The 13,770-nt window shown below is 71.5% G+C and carries 10 protein-coding genes; 2 read left to right on the top strand and 8 right to left on the bottom strand.

The features are described 5' to 3' along the window. Positions 1-2,376, bottom strand: a 2,376-nt coding sequence (locus GUI43_RS24600; RefSeq protein ID WP_249037839.1) for a Tex family protein, incomplete at its 3' end; no start/stop codon positions are given. Positions 2,377-2,531: 155 nt separating this feature from the next. Here GUI43_RS24600 and GUI43_RS24605 point away from each other — a divergent pair. Next, positions 2,532-4,043, top strand: coding sequence for a deoxyguanosinetriphosphate triphosphohydrolase family protein (locus GUI43_RS24605; protein ID WP_112584707.1), 1,512 nt, complete (start codon positions 2,532-2,534; stop codon positions 4,041-4,043). Positions 4,044-4,149: 106 nt separating this feature from the next. Here the strand turns inward: GUI43_RS24605 and GUI43_RS24610 are convergent, their stop codons facing one another. The 7 genes from GUI43_RS24610 to GUI43_RS24640 form a co-directional block, all read right to left on the bottom strand. Next, positions 4,150-5,298 carry an MBL fold metallo-hydrolase gene (locus GUI43_RS24610; RefSeq protein ID WP_112699886.1) on the bottom strand — a complete coding sequence of 383 codons (1,149 nt, stop codon included), beginning with the start codon at positions 5,296-5,298 and terminating at the stop codon, positions 4,150-4,152. A 124-nt stretch (positions 5,299-5,422) separates the two neighbouring features. Next, positions 5,423-6,427, bottom strand: a complete 1,005-nt coding sequence (locus GUI43_RS24615; protein WP_181541905.1) for a serine hydrolase — start codon at positions 6,425-6,427, stop codon at positions 5,423-5,425. Positions 6,428-6,539: 112 nt separating this feature from the next. Further along, the gene (locus GUI43_RS24620) at positions 6,540-7,460 is read right to left on the bottom strand and encodes an SDR family NAD(P)-dependent oxidoreductase (protein ID WP_249037840.1); all 921 of its coding nucleotides are present in this window, start codon (positions 7,458-7,460) and stop codon (positions 6,540-6,542) included. A 182-nt stretch (positions 7,461-7,642) separates the two neighbouring features. Next, positions 7,643-8,827 (bottom strand): zinc-dependent alcohol dehydrogenase, encoded by a 1,185-nt coding sequence (locus GUI43_RS24625; protein WP_112584674.1) that lies wholly within the window; start codon positions 8,825-8,827, stop codon positions 7,643-7,645. Positions 8,828-9,298: 471 nt separating this feature from the next. Beyond that, a complete protein-coding gene (locus tag GUI43_RS24630; protein ID WP_112584673.1) occupies positions 9,299-10,063 on the bottom strand; it encodes a succinate dehydrogenase/fumarate reductase iron-sulfur subunit in 765 nt (254 codons plus the stop codon). Next, entirely contained in the window at positions 10,060-11,997 is a 1,938-nt protein-coding gene (locus GUI43_RS24635) for a fumarate reductase/succinate dehydrogenase flavoprotein subunit (protein WP_112584672.1), read from the bottom strand. The genes GUI43_RS24630 and GUI43_RS24635 overlap by 4 nt, the downstream gene beginning before the upstream one ends. Position 11,998: 1 nt before the next feature. Further along, positions 11,999-12,682: a succinate dehydrogenase cytochrome b subunit gene (locus tag GUI43_RS24640; protein ID WP_084597936.1), complete on the bottom strand. Its 684-nt coding sequence runs from the start codon at positions 12,680-12,682 to the stop codon at positions 11,999-12,001. An 83-nt stretch (positions 12,683-12,765) separates the two neighbouring features. Here GUI43_RS24640 and GUI43_RS24645 point away from each other — a divergent pair, with 83 nt between their 5' ends. Then, a complete protein-coding gene (locus GUI43_RS24645) occupies positions 12,766-13,695 on the top strand; it encodes a LysR family transcriptional regulator (RefSeq protein ID WP_112584671.1) in 930 nt (309 codons plus the stop codon). Positions 13,696-13,770: the final 75 nt, after the last annotated feature.

A 13,770-nucleotide genomic window follows, 5' to 3' on the forward strand; every position in this document is an offset into this window, starting at 1 on the left:
CCCGCCACGACCGCCCTGTCCGCCGCCGCGACCGCCCTGCCCGCCACGACCGTCCTGCTGCCCGGTGCCGCGACCACCCTGCGGGCCACCGGATGCGCTCTGCCCGCCGCGACCACCCTGCGGCGCGCGCTGCGCCGGGCCGCCACGCCCCTCCTGGCTCGTCCGACCACCGCCGCCACCACCGGCGGCGGGCTCGTCGTCCAGGCGCAGGGTCAGCGAGATCCGCTTGCGGGGTACGTCCACGTCGAGCACCCGGACCTTGACCACGTCGCCGGACTTCACCACCTCGCGAGGGTCCTTCACGAAGGTCCGGGACATCGCCGAGACGTGCACCAGCCCGTCCTGGTGCACCCCGACGTCGACGAACGCGCCGAACGCGGCCACGTTGGTGACCACGCCCTCCAGCACCATCCCCGTCGTCAGGTCGCTGATCTTCTCCACCCCCTCGACGAAGGTGGCGGTGCGGAACTCCGGGCGGGGGTCCCGGCCGGGCTTCTCCAGCTCGGCGAGGATGTCGGTGACGGTGGGGAGGCCGAACCGGTCGTCGACGAAGTCGGTGGCCCGCAGCCCGCGCAGGATGCCGCTCTTGCCGATCACCGAGCGCAGGTCCTGCCCGGTGGTGGAGAGGATGCGGCGCACCACCGGGTAGGCCTCGGGGTGCACGCTGGAGGAGTCCAGCGGGTCGTCGCCACCGGGGATGCGCAGGAAGCCGGCGCACTGCTCGAACGCCTTCGGCCCGAGCCGGGCCACCTTCTTCAGCTCGGTACGCGTACGGAACGGCCCGTTGGCGTCCCGGTGCAGCACGATGTTCTCGGCCAGGCCGGCGCCGATCCCGGAGACCCGGGTCAGCAGTGGCGCGGAGGCGGTGTTGACGTCCACCCCGACCGCGTTCACGCAGTCCTCCACTACCGCGTCCAGCGACCGGGACAGCTTCACCTCGGACAGGTCGTGCTGGTACTGACCGACGCCGATCGAGCGCGGGTCGATCTTGACCAGCTCCGCGAGGGGGTCCTGGAGGCGGCGGGCGATGGAGACCGCGCCGCGCAGCGACACGTCCATCCCGGGCAGCTCCTGCGAGGCGTACGCCGAGGCGGAGTAGACCGACGCGCCGGCCTCGGAGACCATCACCTTGGTCAGGTTGAGCTGCGGATGCCGGGCGATCAGATCACCGGCGAGCTTGTCGGTCTCACGGGACGCCGTGCCGTTGCCGATCGCGATCAGCTCCACCCCGTGCGCCCCGGCCAGCCGGGCGAGGGTCTCCACCGACGCGTCCCACTGCCGGCGCGGCTCGTGCGGATAGATCGTGTCGGTGGCGACCACCTTGCCGGTGGCGTCCACCACGGCCACCTTCACGCCGGTCCGCAGGCCCGGGTCCAGGCCCATGGTGGGCCGGGTGCCGGCCGGCGCGGCGAGCAGCAGGTCCCGCAGGTTGGTGGCGAAGACCCGCACCGCCTCCTCCTCGGCCGCCTGCCACAGCCGCATCCGCAGGTCCGCGCCGAGGTGGATGAGGATCCGGGTACGCCACGCCCAGCGGACCGTGTCGGTCAGCCAACGGTCGGCCGGGCGGCCCGCGTCGGACACTCCGAACCGGCCGGCGATGGCCGCCTCGTACCGGGTCGGGCCGGTCGGTACGGCGTCCGCCTCGCCCGCCTCCTCCGACTCCATGGTCAGGTCGAGCACGCCCTCCTTCTCGCCCCGGAACATCGCCAGGATCCGGTGCGAGGGCAGCTTCGGGTACGGCTCGGAGAAGTCGAAGTAGTCGGCGAACTTCGCGCCGGCCGCCTCCTGACCCTCGCGTACCCGGGAAACCAGCCGGCCCCGCGACCACATCTGCTCGCGCAGCGTGCCGATCAGGTCGGCGTCCTCCGCGAAGGTCTCGATGAGGATGGCCCGGGCGCCCTCCAGCGCGGCGGCGACGTCGGCGACGCCCTTCTCCTCATCGACGAACCCGGCGGCGGTGGCCCGTGGGTCCTGACCCGGGTCGGCCAGCAGCGTCTCGGCCAACGGCGCCAACCCGGCCTCGCGGGCGATCTGCGCACGGGTTCGCCGCTTCGGCTTGTACGGGAGGTAGATGTCCTCCAGCCGGGACTTCGAGTCGGCGGCCATGATCTGCGCTTCCAGGGCCTCGTCCAACTTGCCCTGGCCGCGGATCGACTCCAGCACCGCGGCCCGCCGCTCGTCGAGCTCGCGCAGGTAGCGCAGCCGCTCCTCCAGGGTGCGCAGCTGGGTGTCGTCGAGCAGGCCGGTGGCCTCCTTGCGGTAGCGGGCGATGAACGGCACTGTGGCGCCGCCGTCGAGCAGCTCCACGGCCGCCCGCACCTGACGCTCGGCCACGCCGAGCTCGTCGGCGATCCGCTGATGAACAGACTGGGTCACGATCTCGATCCGCCTTCGGGAGTGGGTACGCCTGCATTCTGCCGGGCGGGTCGGGGCGCTGTCGCCGCGCCCGGCCGGGCCGGGTTGACCGAACCAGCGCGTCCGGCCGGGGTGACCGGCGGCGGTCCCGTCGGGCCTGCGCTAGCGTGGCGATCATGGAATCTGCTGCGGAGCCGCGCGCCCGGCGGCTCTTCGGCGGCAGCGCCCGGGCCCTCGGAGACCTCACGGCCAACCCGTTCCGGGCCGACCGGGACCGGATCGTCGGCTCGCCGTTCTTCGCCCGCCTCGGTGGTGTCACCCAGGTGATCAGCCCGGTCGGCTCCGGGCTGCTGGTGCACAACCGGCTCACCCACAGCCTCAAGGTGGCCCAGGTGGCCCGGGCGGTCGCCGAACGGTTGAGCGCCGACGAACGGTGGCGTGACCTGCTGGACAAGCTCGGCGGCTGCGACCCAGACGTGGTGGAGGCGGCAGCGCTCGCCCACGACCTCGGCCACCCACCGTTCGGGCACCTGGGGGAGCGGGTGCTGGACCGGCTGGCCCGCCAGCGCCTCGGCCTCTCCGACGGTTTCGAGGGCAACGCACAGTCGTACCGCATCGTCACCAGCACCGAGATCCGCGGCGCGGCCACCACCGGGTTGGACCTGACCGCTGCGGTCCGCGCGGCCATGCTGAAGTACCCGTGGACCCGCCTGGACCACCCCGACCCGCACCCGCGCACCATGGACCCGCCGCCGCGCGGCGCCACCCCGCCGCCGGACGACCCGGAGAGCGGCTCGTCGAAGTTCGGCGCGTACCGGACCGAGCTGGACGACCTGCGGCAGGCCAGGGCGCCGTTCGCCGGTCGCATTCCGGACTGGCAGCAGACCGTGGAGGCGTCCGTGATGGACACCGCCGACGACATCGCGTACGCCATCCACGACGTGGAGGACTTCTACCGGGTCGGGGTGCTCCAGCAGGGTTCGGTCTCCGCGGAGTTGATGGCCTGGCAGCGCGAGAGCGGGCAGCTGCGGGCGATCACCGACGCGGCGCTGGCCACTGCTGCCCGGCGACCCGGGGCAGCGATTGAGCGGCTACGCCGGCAACTGCACCGCAAGGACGCCTGGATCGCCGACGACGACGCGTTCGCCGCCGCCGTCGAGCACGTCCGCGAGGAGTTGGTGGACGGGCTGCTCGCGATGCCGTTCGACGGCTCGATCGAGGCCGAGCAGTACGTGGCCCGGTTCTCCGCCCGCTGGTCCACCCGCTTCGTCGAGGCGATCACTGTCACCGAACAGCCGTCGGTGCGTTCCGGGCACGTCCTGCTGGGCTGCGCGCAGTGGCACGAGGTGCAGGTACTCAAGTTCGTCCACCACCGGTTCGTGCTGGCCCGCCCGGATCTCGCCCTGCACCAGCGCGGCCAGGCCCGGCTGCTGGGCACCCTGGTCGAGGCGCTCTGGGAGTGGCTGCTCGACCCGGAGGAGGAGTCCCGGCTGCCCCGGCGGCTGCACGACCTGGTCGAGCTGGCCGAGGCGGAGCTGCACCCGCGTACCCCGGACCGGATCGGGCGTGCCCGGGGCCGAGCCATCGTGGACTTCGTCGCCCAGCTCACCGACGGTCAGGCGGTGGCCATGCTGGACGCGCTCTCCGGCCGGTCGGGCGCACTCTGGACCGACGCGTTCGTGCTCTGACCTGACTCAGGCGATGCCTGCCTGGCCCGGCTCAGGCGATGCCTGCCTGGCCCGGCTCAGGCGATGCCTGCCTGGCCCGGCTCAGGCGATGCCTGCTTCGCCTGGCTCAGGCGACGGACTGCCACCAGCCGTCGACGGCGGGCGGGTCGTCGACCACCACCCGCTCGCCCGGCCGGGGAACGGCGAGCCGCACGTCGCGGGCCTTCGCCTCGGCCCACAGCCGGTCGACCGGCTCGGACCAGTCGTGCAGGGCCAGGTTGAACGTCGCCCAGTGCACCGGCACGAACAGCCCACCGCGCAGGTCGAGGTGGGCGCTGACCGCCTCCTCCGGGAACATGTGGATCGTCGGCCACGCCCGGTCGTACGCGCCGATCTGCATCAGCGTCACGTCGAACGGCCCGTGCTCGGCACCGATCTCGGCGTACCCGTCGAAGTAGCCGGAGTCGCCGGTGTAGAAGACCTTGCGGTGCGCCCCGGCCACCACCCACGAGCTCCAGAGCGTGCCGTCGCGGCGCAGCCCTCGTCCGGAGAAGTGCTGGGCGGCGGTGGCGGTGATCTCCAAGCCGGCCACCCGGTGCGACTCGGACCAGTCCAGCTCGATGATCCGTTCGGCGGGTACGCCCCAGCGGTCCAGGTGTGCGCCCACGCCGAGCGGCACCAGGAACGGCGCGGACTGCCCGGCGAGCAGCGCCCGCACGGTGGCCATGTCGAGGTGGTCGTAGTGGTCGTGCGAAATCAGGATGGCGTCCAGCGGGGGCAGCTCGTCGATGCCCACCGGTGGCTCGTGCAGCCGGCGCGGGCCGACCAGGCCCGAGGGAGAGCACCGCTCGCTCCAGACCGGGTCGAGCAGCACCCGCCGGCCCTCGATCTCGATCAGGGTCGAGGCGTGGCCGTACCAGACGATGTTGAGCTCGCCGGCGCTGTCGGCGGCCTCCGGCCCGCCGGCGCTGGGGCGCAGCAGCGGGACGGCTGCGGTCGGACGCCGCTTCTGCTTGCCGAAGATCAGCTCGCGGACCAGGTTGCGCCCCGGCTCGGCGATCATCGTGCGGGTGCCGGCCCGGTTGTGGAAGGTGCCCTCGCGGAACTGCGGCGAGCGGGCCGCCCGTTCGGCCCGCGCCCCGCTGAGCCGGCCACCCAGGGCCGCCGGCACATCCCGGGCGACCCACGCCAGGCCGGCCAGCGCGGCCAGGCCAGCGGCACCCCGCATCCGTCGCCCGAGCGACCGTTCGACGTCCGTGTTCTGCGCTCGTGCCATTGCCGTCCCTCCGACGTGTCCGCCCTACACGGTAGTCACCCGGACCGACCCGTGCCTCGGTGGTCGCCACGCCGGGTCGGTCGCCGGCAGCGGCGACCGACCCGGGACGGACTCACTGGGTGCCCTAGCCGCCGTTGCTGGGACGTCGGGCGGTGATCCGGAACGTCCTGCCCACGCCCGCGATCCGGTCCACAGCGGCCAGGAACTTCGGGCCCATGGCGGCCCGGGCCTGCACCGCCGGGTGGGTCGCCCCGAAGTCCTCCGGGTTGGCCTGCCCGTCGGCGAAGAGGGCGTAGGTGAGCACCGCCGCGCCGGAGCGGTCGAAGATCACCCCGGCCTCGTGCCGGGCGTCGGCGTACCAGCCGGCCTTGGTGGCGATCCGGGCCCGCTCGTCGGAGGACATGGTGCGCCGGATGCCGTCGGTGAACGCCACCGGGGAGCGCAGGATGCCCAACAGGTACGTCGTCGAGGCGGGGGAGAGCAGCGTGCCAGCGACCAGGGCGCGCAGCAGGTCGTGCGTCTCCCGGGGCGTGCTGGTGCCGAGGAAGAACCGGTTTGGGTTCGCCACCGGCTGCACCTGGGTGTTCGGGAAGCCCTTGGCGACCAGGATGGAGTTGATCTCGGCGGCCGGGGCGACCAGCCCGCACAGCCGCACCGCCGTGTCGTCCGAGACGGTCAGCAGGTTGGCCAGCACGTGCCCGATGGTCACCAGGCTCGGGTACGCGCCGTCCAGGCTGAAGATGCCGTCACCGCCCGGCACGACGATCGCCGCGCTCACCTCGACCTGCTGGTCCAGGGTGAGCAGCCCCCGGTCGACCTTGTCGAGCACCGCCGTGGCGACGGCGATCTTGTTGACGCTGTACGCCTCGATCCGCCGGTCCGCGTCGGTCTCGACCGCGACCACCGGCGCACCGGCCGGGTCGGCGACGCTGACGTACGCCTGCCAGTTGCCGCCGGCCTCGGCGCTGTGCTTGGTGAAGACGGAGGCGACCCGGCGGGCGGCCCGAGCGGGGGTGGTCGGCGACGCCTCGGTGGTCTCGGCGGCGCTCGCCGGGGCGGCAGCGCCCAGCACCGTGCCGGCGGTGGCCACCGTGCCCAACCCGAGTGCCGTTCTGCGGTTCAGTCGCATGGTCAATCGTCTCCCCGATCGTGGTGTGCCAGAGCGCTTGCTGGCCCACCACCCTAGGCGAGTTGATCGATGCACGATGCCCCCGAATTTGTCCCGAACAGTCCCGAACAGGTCAACCGAACCGTCGACGCAGCGCGGCGCCCACCGCAACCACCGGCCCGGACACGAGTTGCCGCAGGTCGGGCAGGTGGCCGCCGCGTACCGCCTCGCCTGCCGGGTTCGCGGCGAAGACCGAACCGTCGTGCGCGGCGACCGACCGTCCACTCAGGCCCGCCGCCCGCATCAACGGCCCGACCAGGATGTCGTAGACCCCCGGCAGTACGGTGAACCCGGCCCGCAGCACCACGTTGAGCCGGCCCACCGACACCTCCCGGCGCGGCCGGTCCACACAGTCCACGATGGTCCGGGCCACCCGCTGCGGGCCGGCGACCGGCGGCGGAGGTCGCCCGATCCGACCCAGATAGTTGGCCGCCTGCTGGTACACCGGTGTGTCCACGCTGCCCGGGTTGACCAGACACAGCCGGATCTCCGGGCTGTCACGCAACTCCTGCTGCACCGTCCGGACCAGACCCTGCAACCCCCACTTGCTCGCCACGTACGCGCTCATGTACGGCGCGGTGATGTGCCCGAGCACCGAACCGGTGAGGATCACCGTGCCGGCCCCGGTGGCCCGGAAGTGTCGCAGCGCCACCCGCACCGAGCCGGCGGCGCCGAGCAGGTCGGTCCGCACCACCTGGTCGAAGACCCGTTCCGGCAACTCGTCGAAGCGGCCGTAGGCCATCACCGCCGCCGTGTGCACCCACACGTCGATGCGGCCGAAGCGGTCGATCGCGGCGCCCGCGAGCGCGTCCAGCGCGTCCGGCTCGGTCACGTCGGTCGGCACGGTCAGCACGTCGACGTCGGCGCACTCCTTGCGTACCTCGGCCAGGGTCGTGGTGGCGCGAGCGGCGAGGACCAGGCGGTCGCCGCGCTCGGCGAACGCCCGGGCCGTCGCCCGGCCGATCCCGCTGCTCGCGCCAACGATCACGACCACCCGGCTCACGGTGCCACTTGAATTCGTGACTGCGGGGCTCGCAACCCCGGCTCACTCCTCGCACTCACGGTGCCACTTGAATTCGTGACTGCGGGGCTCGCAACCCCGGCTCACTCCTCGCACTCATGGCACCGGCTGCATTCGTGACTGCGGGGCTCGCAACCCCGGCTCACTCCTCGCACTCATGGTTCGAGCACGACCTTGATGCAGCCGTCCTCCTTCTTCTGGAACATCTCGTACGCCTGCGGCGCCCGGGCCAGCGGCAACCGGTGGGTACGCAGGTCCTCCACGCCCAGCGGGTCGTCGTCGCCGGAGAGCAGCGGCAGGATCTCGTCGGTCCACCGGCGCACGTGACACTGCCCCATCCGCAGTTGGATGCCCCGGTCGAACATCTCCATCAGCGGCATCGGGTCCGCCTCGCCGCCGTACACCCCGGAGAGCGACACGGTGCCGCCACGACGAACCGCCTTGAGCGCGGCGTGCAGCACGGACAGCCGGTCCACCCCCACCCGGTCGGTCATCGTCTGGGCCAGCTTGTCCGGCAACAGCCCGGCGGCGGTCTGGGCCAACTTCCCGGCCGGCGAACCGTGCGCCTCCATCCCGACCGCGTCGATCACCGCGTCCGGGCCGCGCCCGTCGACCAGATCGATCAACGCGCCCGGCACGTCGGACAGCTGGCTCACGTCGAGCACCTCGATGCCGTGCCGGCGGGCCAACTCCAGCCGCTCGGGAACCAGGTCCAGCCCGATCACCCGGCCCGCGCCGAGGTGGCGGCCGATCCGCGCGCAGAACTGCCCGACCGGGCCCAGGCCGAAGACCGCCAGGGTGCCACCGTGTGGGGTGTCCGCGTACTTCACCGCCTGCCAGGCGGTGGGCAGAATGTCGGACAGGTAGAGGTAGCGCTCGTCCGCGCCGGTCTGCGGGATCTTGATCGGCCCGAACTGGGCCTGCGGGACGCGCAGGTACTCGGCCTGCCCACCCGGCACCGAACCGTAGAGCGAGGTGTAGCCGAACAGGGACGCTCCCTTGCCCTCGCTGGTGACCTGAGTGGTCTCGCACTGCGCGTAGAGCTGGCGCTCGCACATCCAGCAGCTGCCGCAGGCGATGTTGAACGGCACCACCACCCGGTCGCCCGGCTTGAGCCCGGTCACCTCCGACCCGACCTCCTCGACGATGCCCATCGGCTCGTGGCCCAGGACGTCACCCGGCTTCAGGTACGGCCCGAGCACCTCGTAGAGGTGCAGGTCAGAACCGCAGATAGCGGTCGAGGTGATCTTCACGATCGCATCGGTCGGCTCCTCGATCCGAGGGTCCGGGACCTCCTCGACCCGTACGTCCCGCTTGCCCTGCCAGGTGAGCGCCTTCATGTCCCTCATCCCTTCTCACTGCCGTCTCAAGAGACTGCTACCCGGGCTCGGGCACTTGAACCGGCGGCGTGTCCCTGGCGTGGGTGGTTGCGGCTTGATCCACTCGGGTTCCTTGAAGTCGCGGTATCCGACGCCCGGTGACAGGCCGACTTCCTGAAACCCGAGTGGATCATGCGATGCGAGACGGGTGAGGCGGCTGCGCGACGGGCCGGGCGCGCGGGCCGGGCGCGATGGGCCGGGCGCCACGGGGAGGCCGGGCGCGACGGGTGCGGAGCGGTCGGCGTACCCCAGCAGGAGCGCAAGGTGCGGACGAGGCGTGACCAGGGTCAGGGCTGGGTGACCGTCCCCGGCGCAGGGATCAAGCCTGACCGCCCGGAGCCGGGGACGGTCGCCCCAGCCCTCACCGCGAGCAGAGACCGCCGTACCCCCGGGAAAGCGGGATACGGCGGTCTGGCGTGGTACGGCGGACCGTCAGGAACCGGGGGTGTTGTTGGCTCCCTTGGCGGTGGCCGCGAGGTAGTCGCGGTTGAGCCGGCCGATGGTGTTCAGCGGGATGCCCTTCGGGCAGGCCGGGGTGCATTCGCCGGCGTTGGTGCAGCCGCCGAAGCCGGCCTCGTCGTGCGCGTCGACCATGCCGATCACCCGGGTGTAGCGCTCGGGCTGGCCCTGCGGCAGCAGCGAGAGCTGGGTGAGCTTGGCGGCGGTGAAGAGCATGCCGGAGCCGTTCGGGCAGGCTGCCACGCAGGCGCCGCAGCCGATGCAGGCCGCCGACTCGAAGGCGGCGTCGGCGTTGGCCTTGGCCACCGGGGTGGAGTGGGCTTCGGGTGCGCTGCCGGTCGGCGCGGTGACGTAGCCGCCAGCCGCGATGATCTTGTCGAAGGCGCTCCGGTTGACGACCAGGTCCTTGACCACCGGGAAGGCGCTGGCCCGCCACGGCTCGATGTCGATCGTCTCGCCGTCCTTGAACTGCCGCATGTGCAGCTGGCACGCGGTGGTGCCGCGCTGCGGCCCGTGCGCGTCGCCATTGATCATCAGGCCGCACATGCCGCAGATGCCCTCGCGGCAGTCGTGGTCGAACGCCACCGGATCCTCGCCAGCGAGGATCAGCCGCTCGTTGAGCACGTCGAGCATCTCCAGGAACGACATGTCCGGGGACACGTCGTTGACCGGGTAGGTCACCATCCGACCCTTGTCCTCAGGGCCCTTCTGGCGCCAGATGCGCAGGGTCAGGTTCACTTGTAGCTCCGCTGCGTGGGGTGGACGTATTCGAACTTCAGGTCTTCCTTGTGCAGCACCGAGGGCTCGCCGTCGGCGGTGAACTCCCAGGCCGCCACGTACGCGAACCGGTCGTCGTCGCGCTGCGCCTCACCGTCTGGGGTCTGGTGCTCGGCCCGGAAGTGGCCGCCGCAGGACTCCTCGCGGTGCAGGGCGTCGATGCACATCAGCTCGGCCAGCTCGAAGAAGTCGGCCACCCGGCCGGCCTTCTCCAGCGACTGGTTGAGCTCCTCGCCGGTGCCGGACACCTTGACCCGCTGCCAGAACTGCTCGCGCAGGGCACGGATCTCGTCGATCGCCTTGCGCAGCCCGGCCTCGCTGCGCTCCATGCCGCAGTGTTCCCACATGATCTGGCCCAGTTCCCGGTGGAACGAGTCCACGGTCCGGTCGCCGTCGACAGCGAGCAGCCGCTGGACGCGGTCCTCGACGTCGGTGCGCGCCTCGACGGCCGCCGGGTGGCTGGCGTCGACCTTCTCCAGCGGACCGGAGGCCAGGTAGTTGGCGATGGTGGTGGGCAGCACGAAGTAGCCGTCGGCGAGGCCCTGCATCAGCGCCGAGGCGCCGAGCCGGTTCGCGCCGTGGTCGGAGAAGTTCGCCTCGCCGATCACGAACAGGCCGGGGATGTTCGACTGGAGGTCGTAGTCGACCCACAGGCCGCCCATCGTGTAGTGCACGGCGGGGTAGATGCGCATCGGCACCTCGTACGGGTCCTCGCCGGTGATCCGCTCGTACATCTCGAAGAGGTTGCCGTACTTGGCCTCGATGGCCTTGCGGCCGAGCCGGCCGATCGCGTCGGCGAAGTCGAGGTAGACGCCGAGCTTCGTCGGCCCGACGCCCCGACCCTCGTCGCACACGTTCTTCGCGGCGCGGGAGGCGATGTCGCGGGGGACCAGGTTGCCGAAGGAGGGGTAGATCCGCTCCAGGTAGTAGTCCCGCTCGTCCTCCGGAATGTCCTTCGGGCTGCGGTCGTCACCCTTGGTCTTCGGCACCCAGACCCGGCCGTCGTTGCGCAGCGACTCGCTCATCAGGGTCAGCTTCGACTGGTGGTCGCCGGAGACCGGGATGCAGGTCGGGTGGATCTGCGTGTAGCAGGGGTTGGCGAAGTACGCGCCCTTGCGGTGCGCGCGCCAGGTGGCGGTGACGTTGCAACCCTTGGCGTTGGTGGAGAGGTAGAAGACGTTTCCGTAGCCGCCCGAGGCGAGCACCACGGCGTCGGCCATCTCGGTGCTGATCTCGCCGGTGACCAGGTCCCGGACGACGATGCCCCGGGCCTTGCCGTCCACCAGGACCAGCTCCAGCATCTCGTGCCGGGCGTTCATCTCCACGTTGCCCAGGCCGATCTGCCGCTCAAGGGCCTGGTACGCGCCGAGCAGCAGCTGCTGGCCCGTCTGGCCCCGGGCGTAGAAGGTGCGCTGCACCTGGGCGCCACCGAAGGAGCGGGTGTCCAGCAGGCCGCCGTACTCGCGGGCGAACGGCACCCCCTGGGCGACGCACTGGTCGATGATGTTGACCGACACCTCGGCGAGCCGGTGCACGTTCGACTCCCGGGAGCGGAAGTCGCCGCCCTTGACGGTGTCGTAGAAGAGCCGGTGCACGGAGTCGCCGTCGTTGCGGTAGTTCTTCGCCGCGTTGATGCCGCCCTGTGCGGCGATGGAGTGCGCCCGCCGCGGGCTGTCCTGGTAGCAGTAGGACTTGACGTGGTAGCCCTGCTCGGCCAGGGTCGCGGCGGCCGAGCCGCCGGCCAGGCCGGTGCCGACCACGATCACCGTCATCTTGCGGCGGTTGGCGGGGTTGACCAGCTTGGCCTCGAAGCGCCGGGTCTCCCAACGCTTCTCGACCGGGCCGGCGGGAGCCTTGGTGTCGGCGATCGGGTCGCCCTCGGTGAAGAGTTCCATGTCAGGACACCAATCCGGTGAGTACGGCGAACGGGACCACCAGGTACCCGGCGCAGAGCAGCACGGCGAAGATCAGAGCCGCGGTACGCGCCCTGCGCTCGCCCCGGGGCGTCTGCTGGCCGAGGCTGCGGAACGCGCTGAACGCGCCGTGGCGCAGGTGGAAGCCCACCGCGAGGATGGCCAGCGTGTAGAAGAGCGTGACGTACCAGCGCTCCGGGGCGAAGTCGGCGACGACGTTGCCGTACGGCTTGCTGGCGTCGCCGACCGGGTTCAGCGTGCCGGTGGTCAGGTCCAGCAGGTGGTAGATCACGAAGAGCAGGATGATCACTCCACCCCAGCGCATCGTGCGGGCCGCGTAGCTGCCGTTGACCTTCTTGCGGTGGGCGTACTTGACCGGGCGGGCGGCGCGGGCCCGTCGGGCCAGCACGGTGGCGGCCACGATGTGGGCGACGACCGCCACGACCAGCACGGTGCGCAGGATCCAGAGGAACCAGACGCCGGGCAGCAGTGGCTTGCCGATGTCGCGCAGCCAGTGCGCGTAGTGGTCGAACGAGGTCTCCCCCGTGAACACCTTCAGGTTGCCGAGCATGTGGGCGATGAGGAACAGCGCCAGCAGGATGCCCGTCACCGCCATGACGGCCTTGAGGCCGACGTTCGAGCGGATGGGCGACCGAGTCTTCGTGATTACCACAGGACCGACGCTAGGAGCACTTTGATCAGTCGTCCAATGCATCAAACTCGCAGTGTTGATAGCCGTAGGCTATGTAGATGCAGCTCCATCAGCTCCGGTACTTCGTCGCGGTGGCCGAAGTACGACATTTCACCCAAGCCGCCGACCTCGTGGGCATCACTCAGCCTTCTCTCAGTAAGCAAATTCACGCTCTGGAGGCCGACCTCGGAGCACCACTGTTCGAGCGGGTAAGGGGCAACATCGCACTCACCGCGGCGGGTGAGGTGCTGCTGCCGTTGGCCACCCGGATCCTCGCCGACGTGGAGACCGCGACCCGGGAGGTCCAGGAGTTGGTCGGGCTGCGCCGGGGCCGGGTCCGGCTCGGGGCCACCCCCAGTCTGGCCACCTCGCTCGCCCCGCCCGTGCTGCGCCGCTTCCGTGACGCGCACCCCACAGTCGACCTGCGGGTCGAAGAGGGCGGTTCGCAGGACCTGGTCCGCGACCTGCTCCGCGGCGACCTCGACCTGGCCCTCATCATCATGCCGGCGCAGGGGGCCGACCCGGGGCTGCGGGTCGACCCGATCCTGCGCGAGAGCCTGGTGGTGGCCTCGGTGGGGGAGGTGGCCACCGCGTCGCTGACCGGGGAGCTGCGCATCACCGACCTGCGGGACCAGCCGATGGTGATGTTCCGGGAGGGGTACGACCTGCGCGACGCGACCATCCAGGCGTGTCGGGAGGCGGGCTTCGAACCCACCTTCGCGGTGGACGGCGGCGAGATGGACGCGGTGCTCAGCTTCGTCGAGGCAGGGCTCGGCATCGCTCTCGTGCCCGGGATCGTGCTGGCTCGCCGGCCGGGCGTGCGGATCACCCCTCTCGCCCCGCCCGGGGTGCGCCGGACCATCGCGGTGGCCCGCCGGCGCGACGTCGTACCCACCCATGCCGGTCGGGAGCTTCGGCGCATCCTGCTCGACTACGTGCAGTCTGCGATCGACGAAGCAAAGCTGCCTCCCGGGGTCGAGCCTCGTTGAGGGGGTGGGTGTCGGGCTGGGCTCACGCACCGATGTGCCCCGGCGACCGTCGGCTGAATGGTTCGTATCGCCCAG

This window comes from Micromonospora noduli, from assembly GCF_003264365.1.
Taxonomy (GTDB): Bacteria; Actinomycetota; Actinomycetes; order Mycobacteriales; family Micromonosporaceae; genus Micromonospora; species Micromonospora noduli.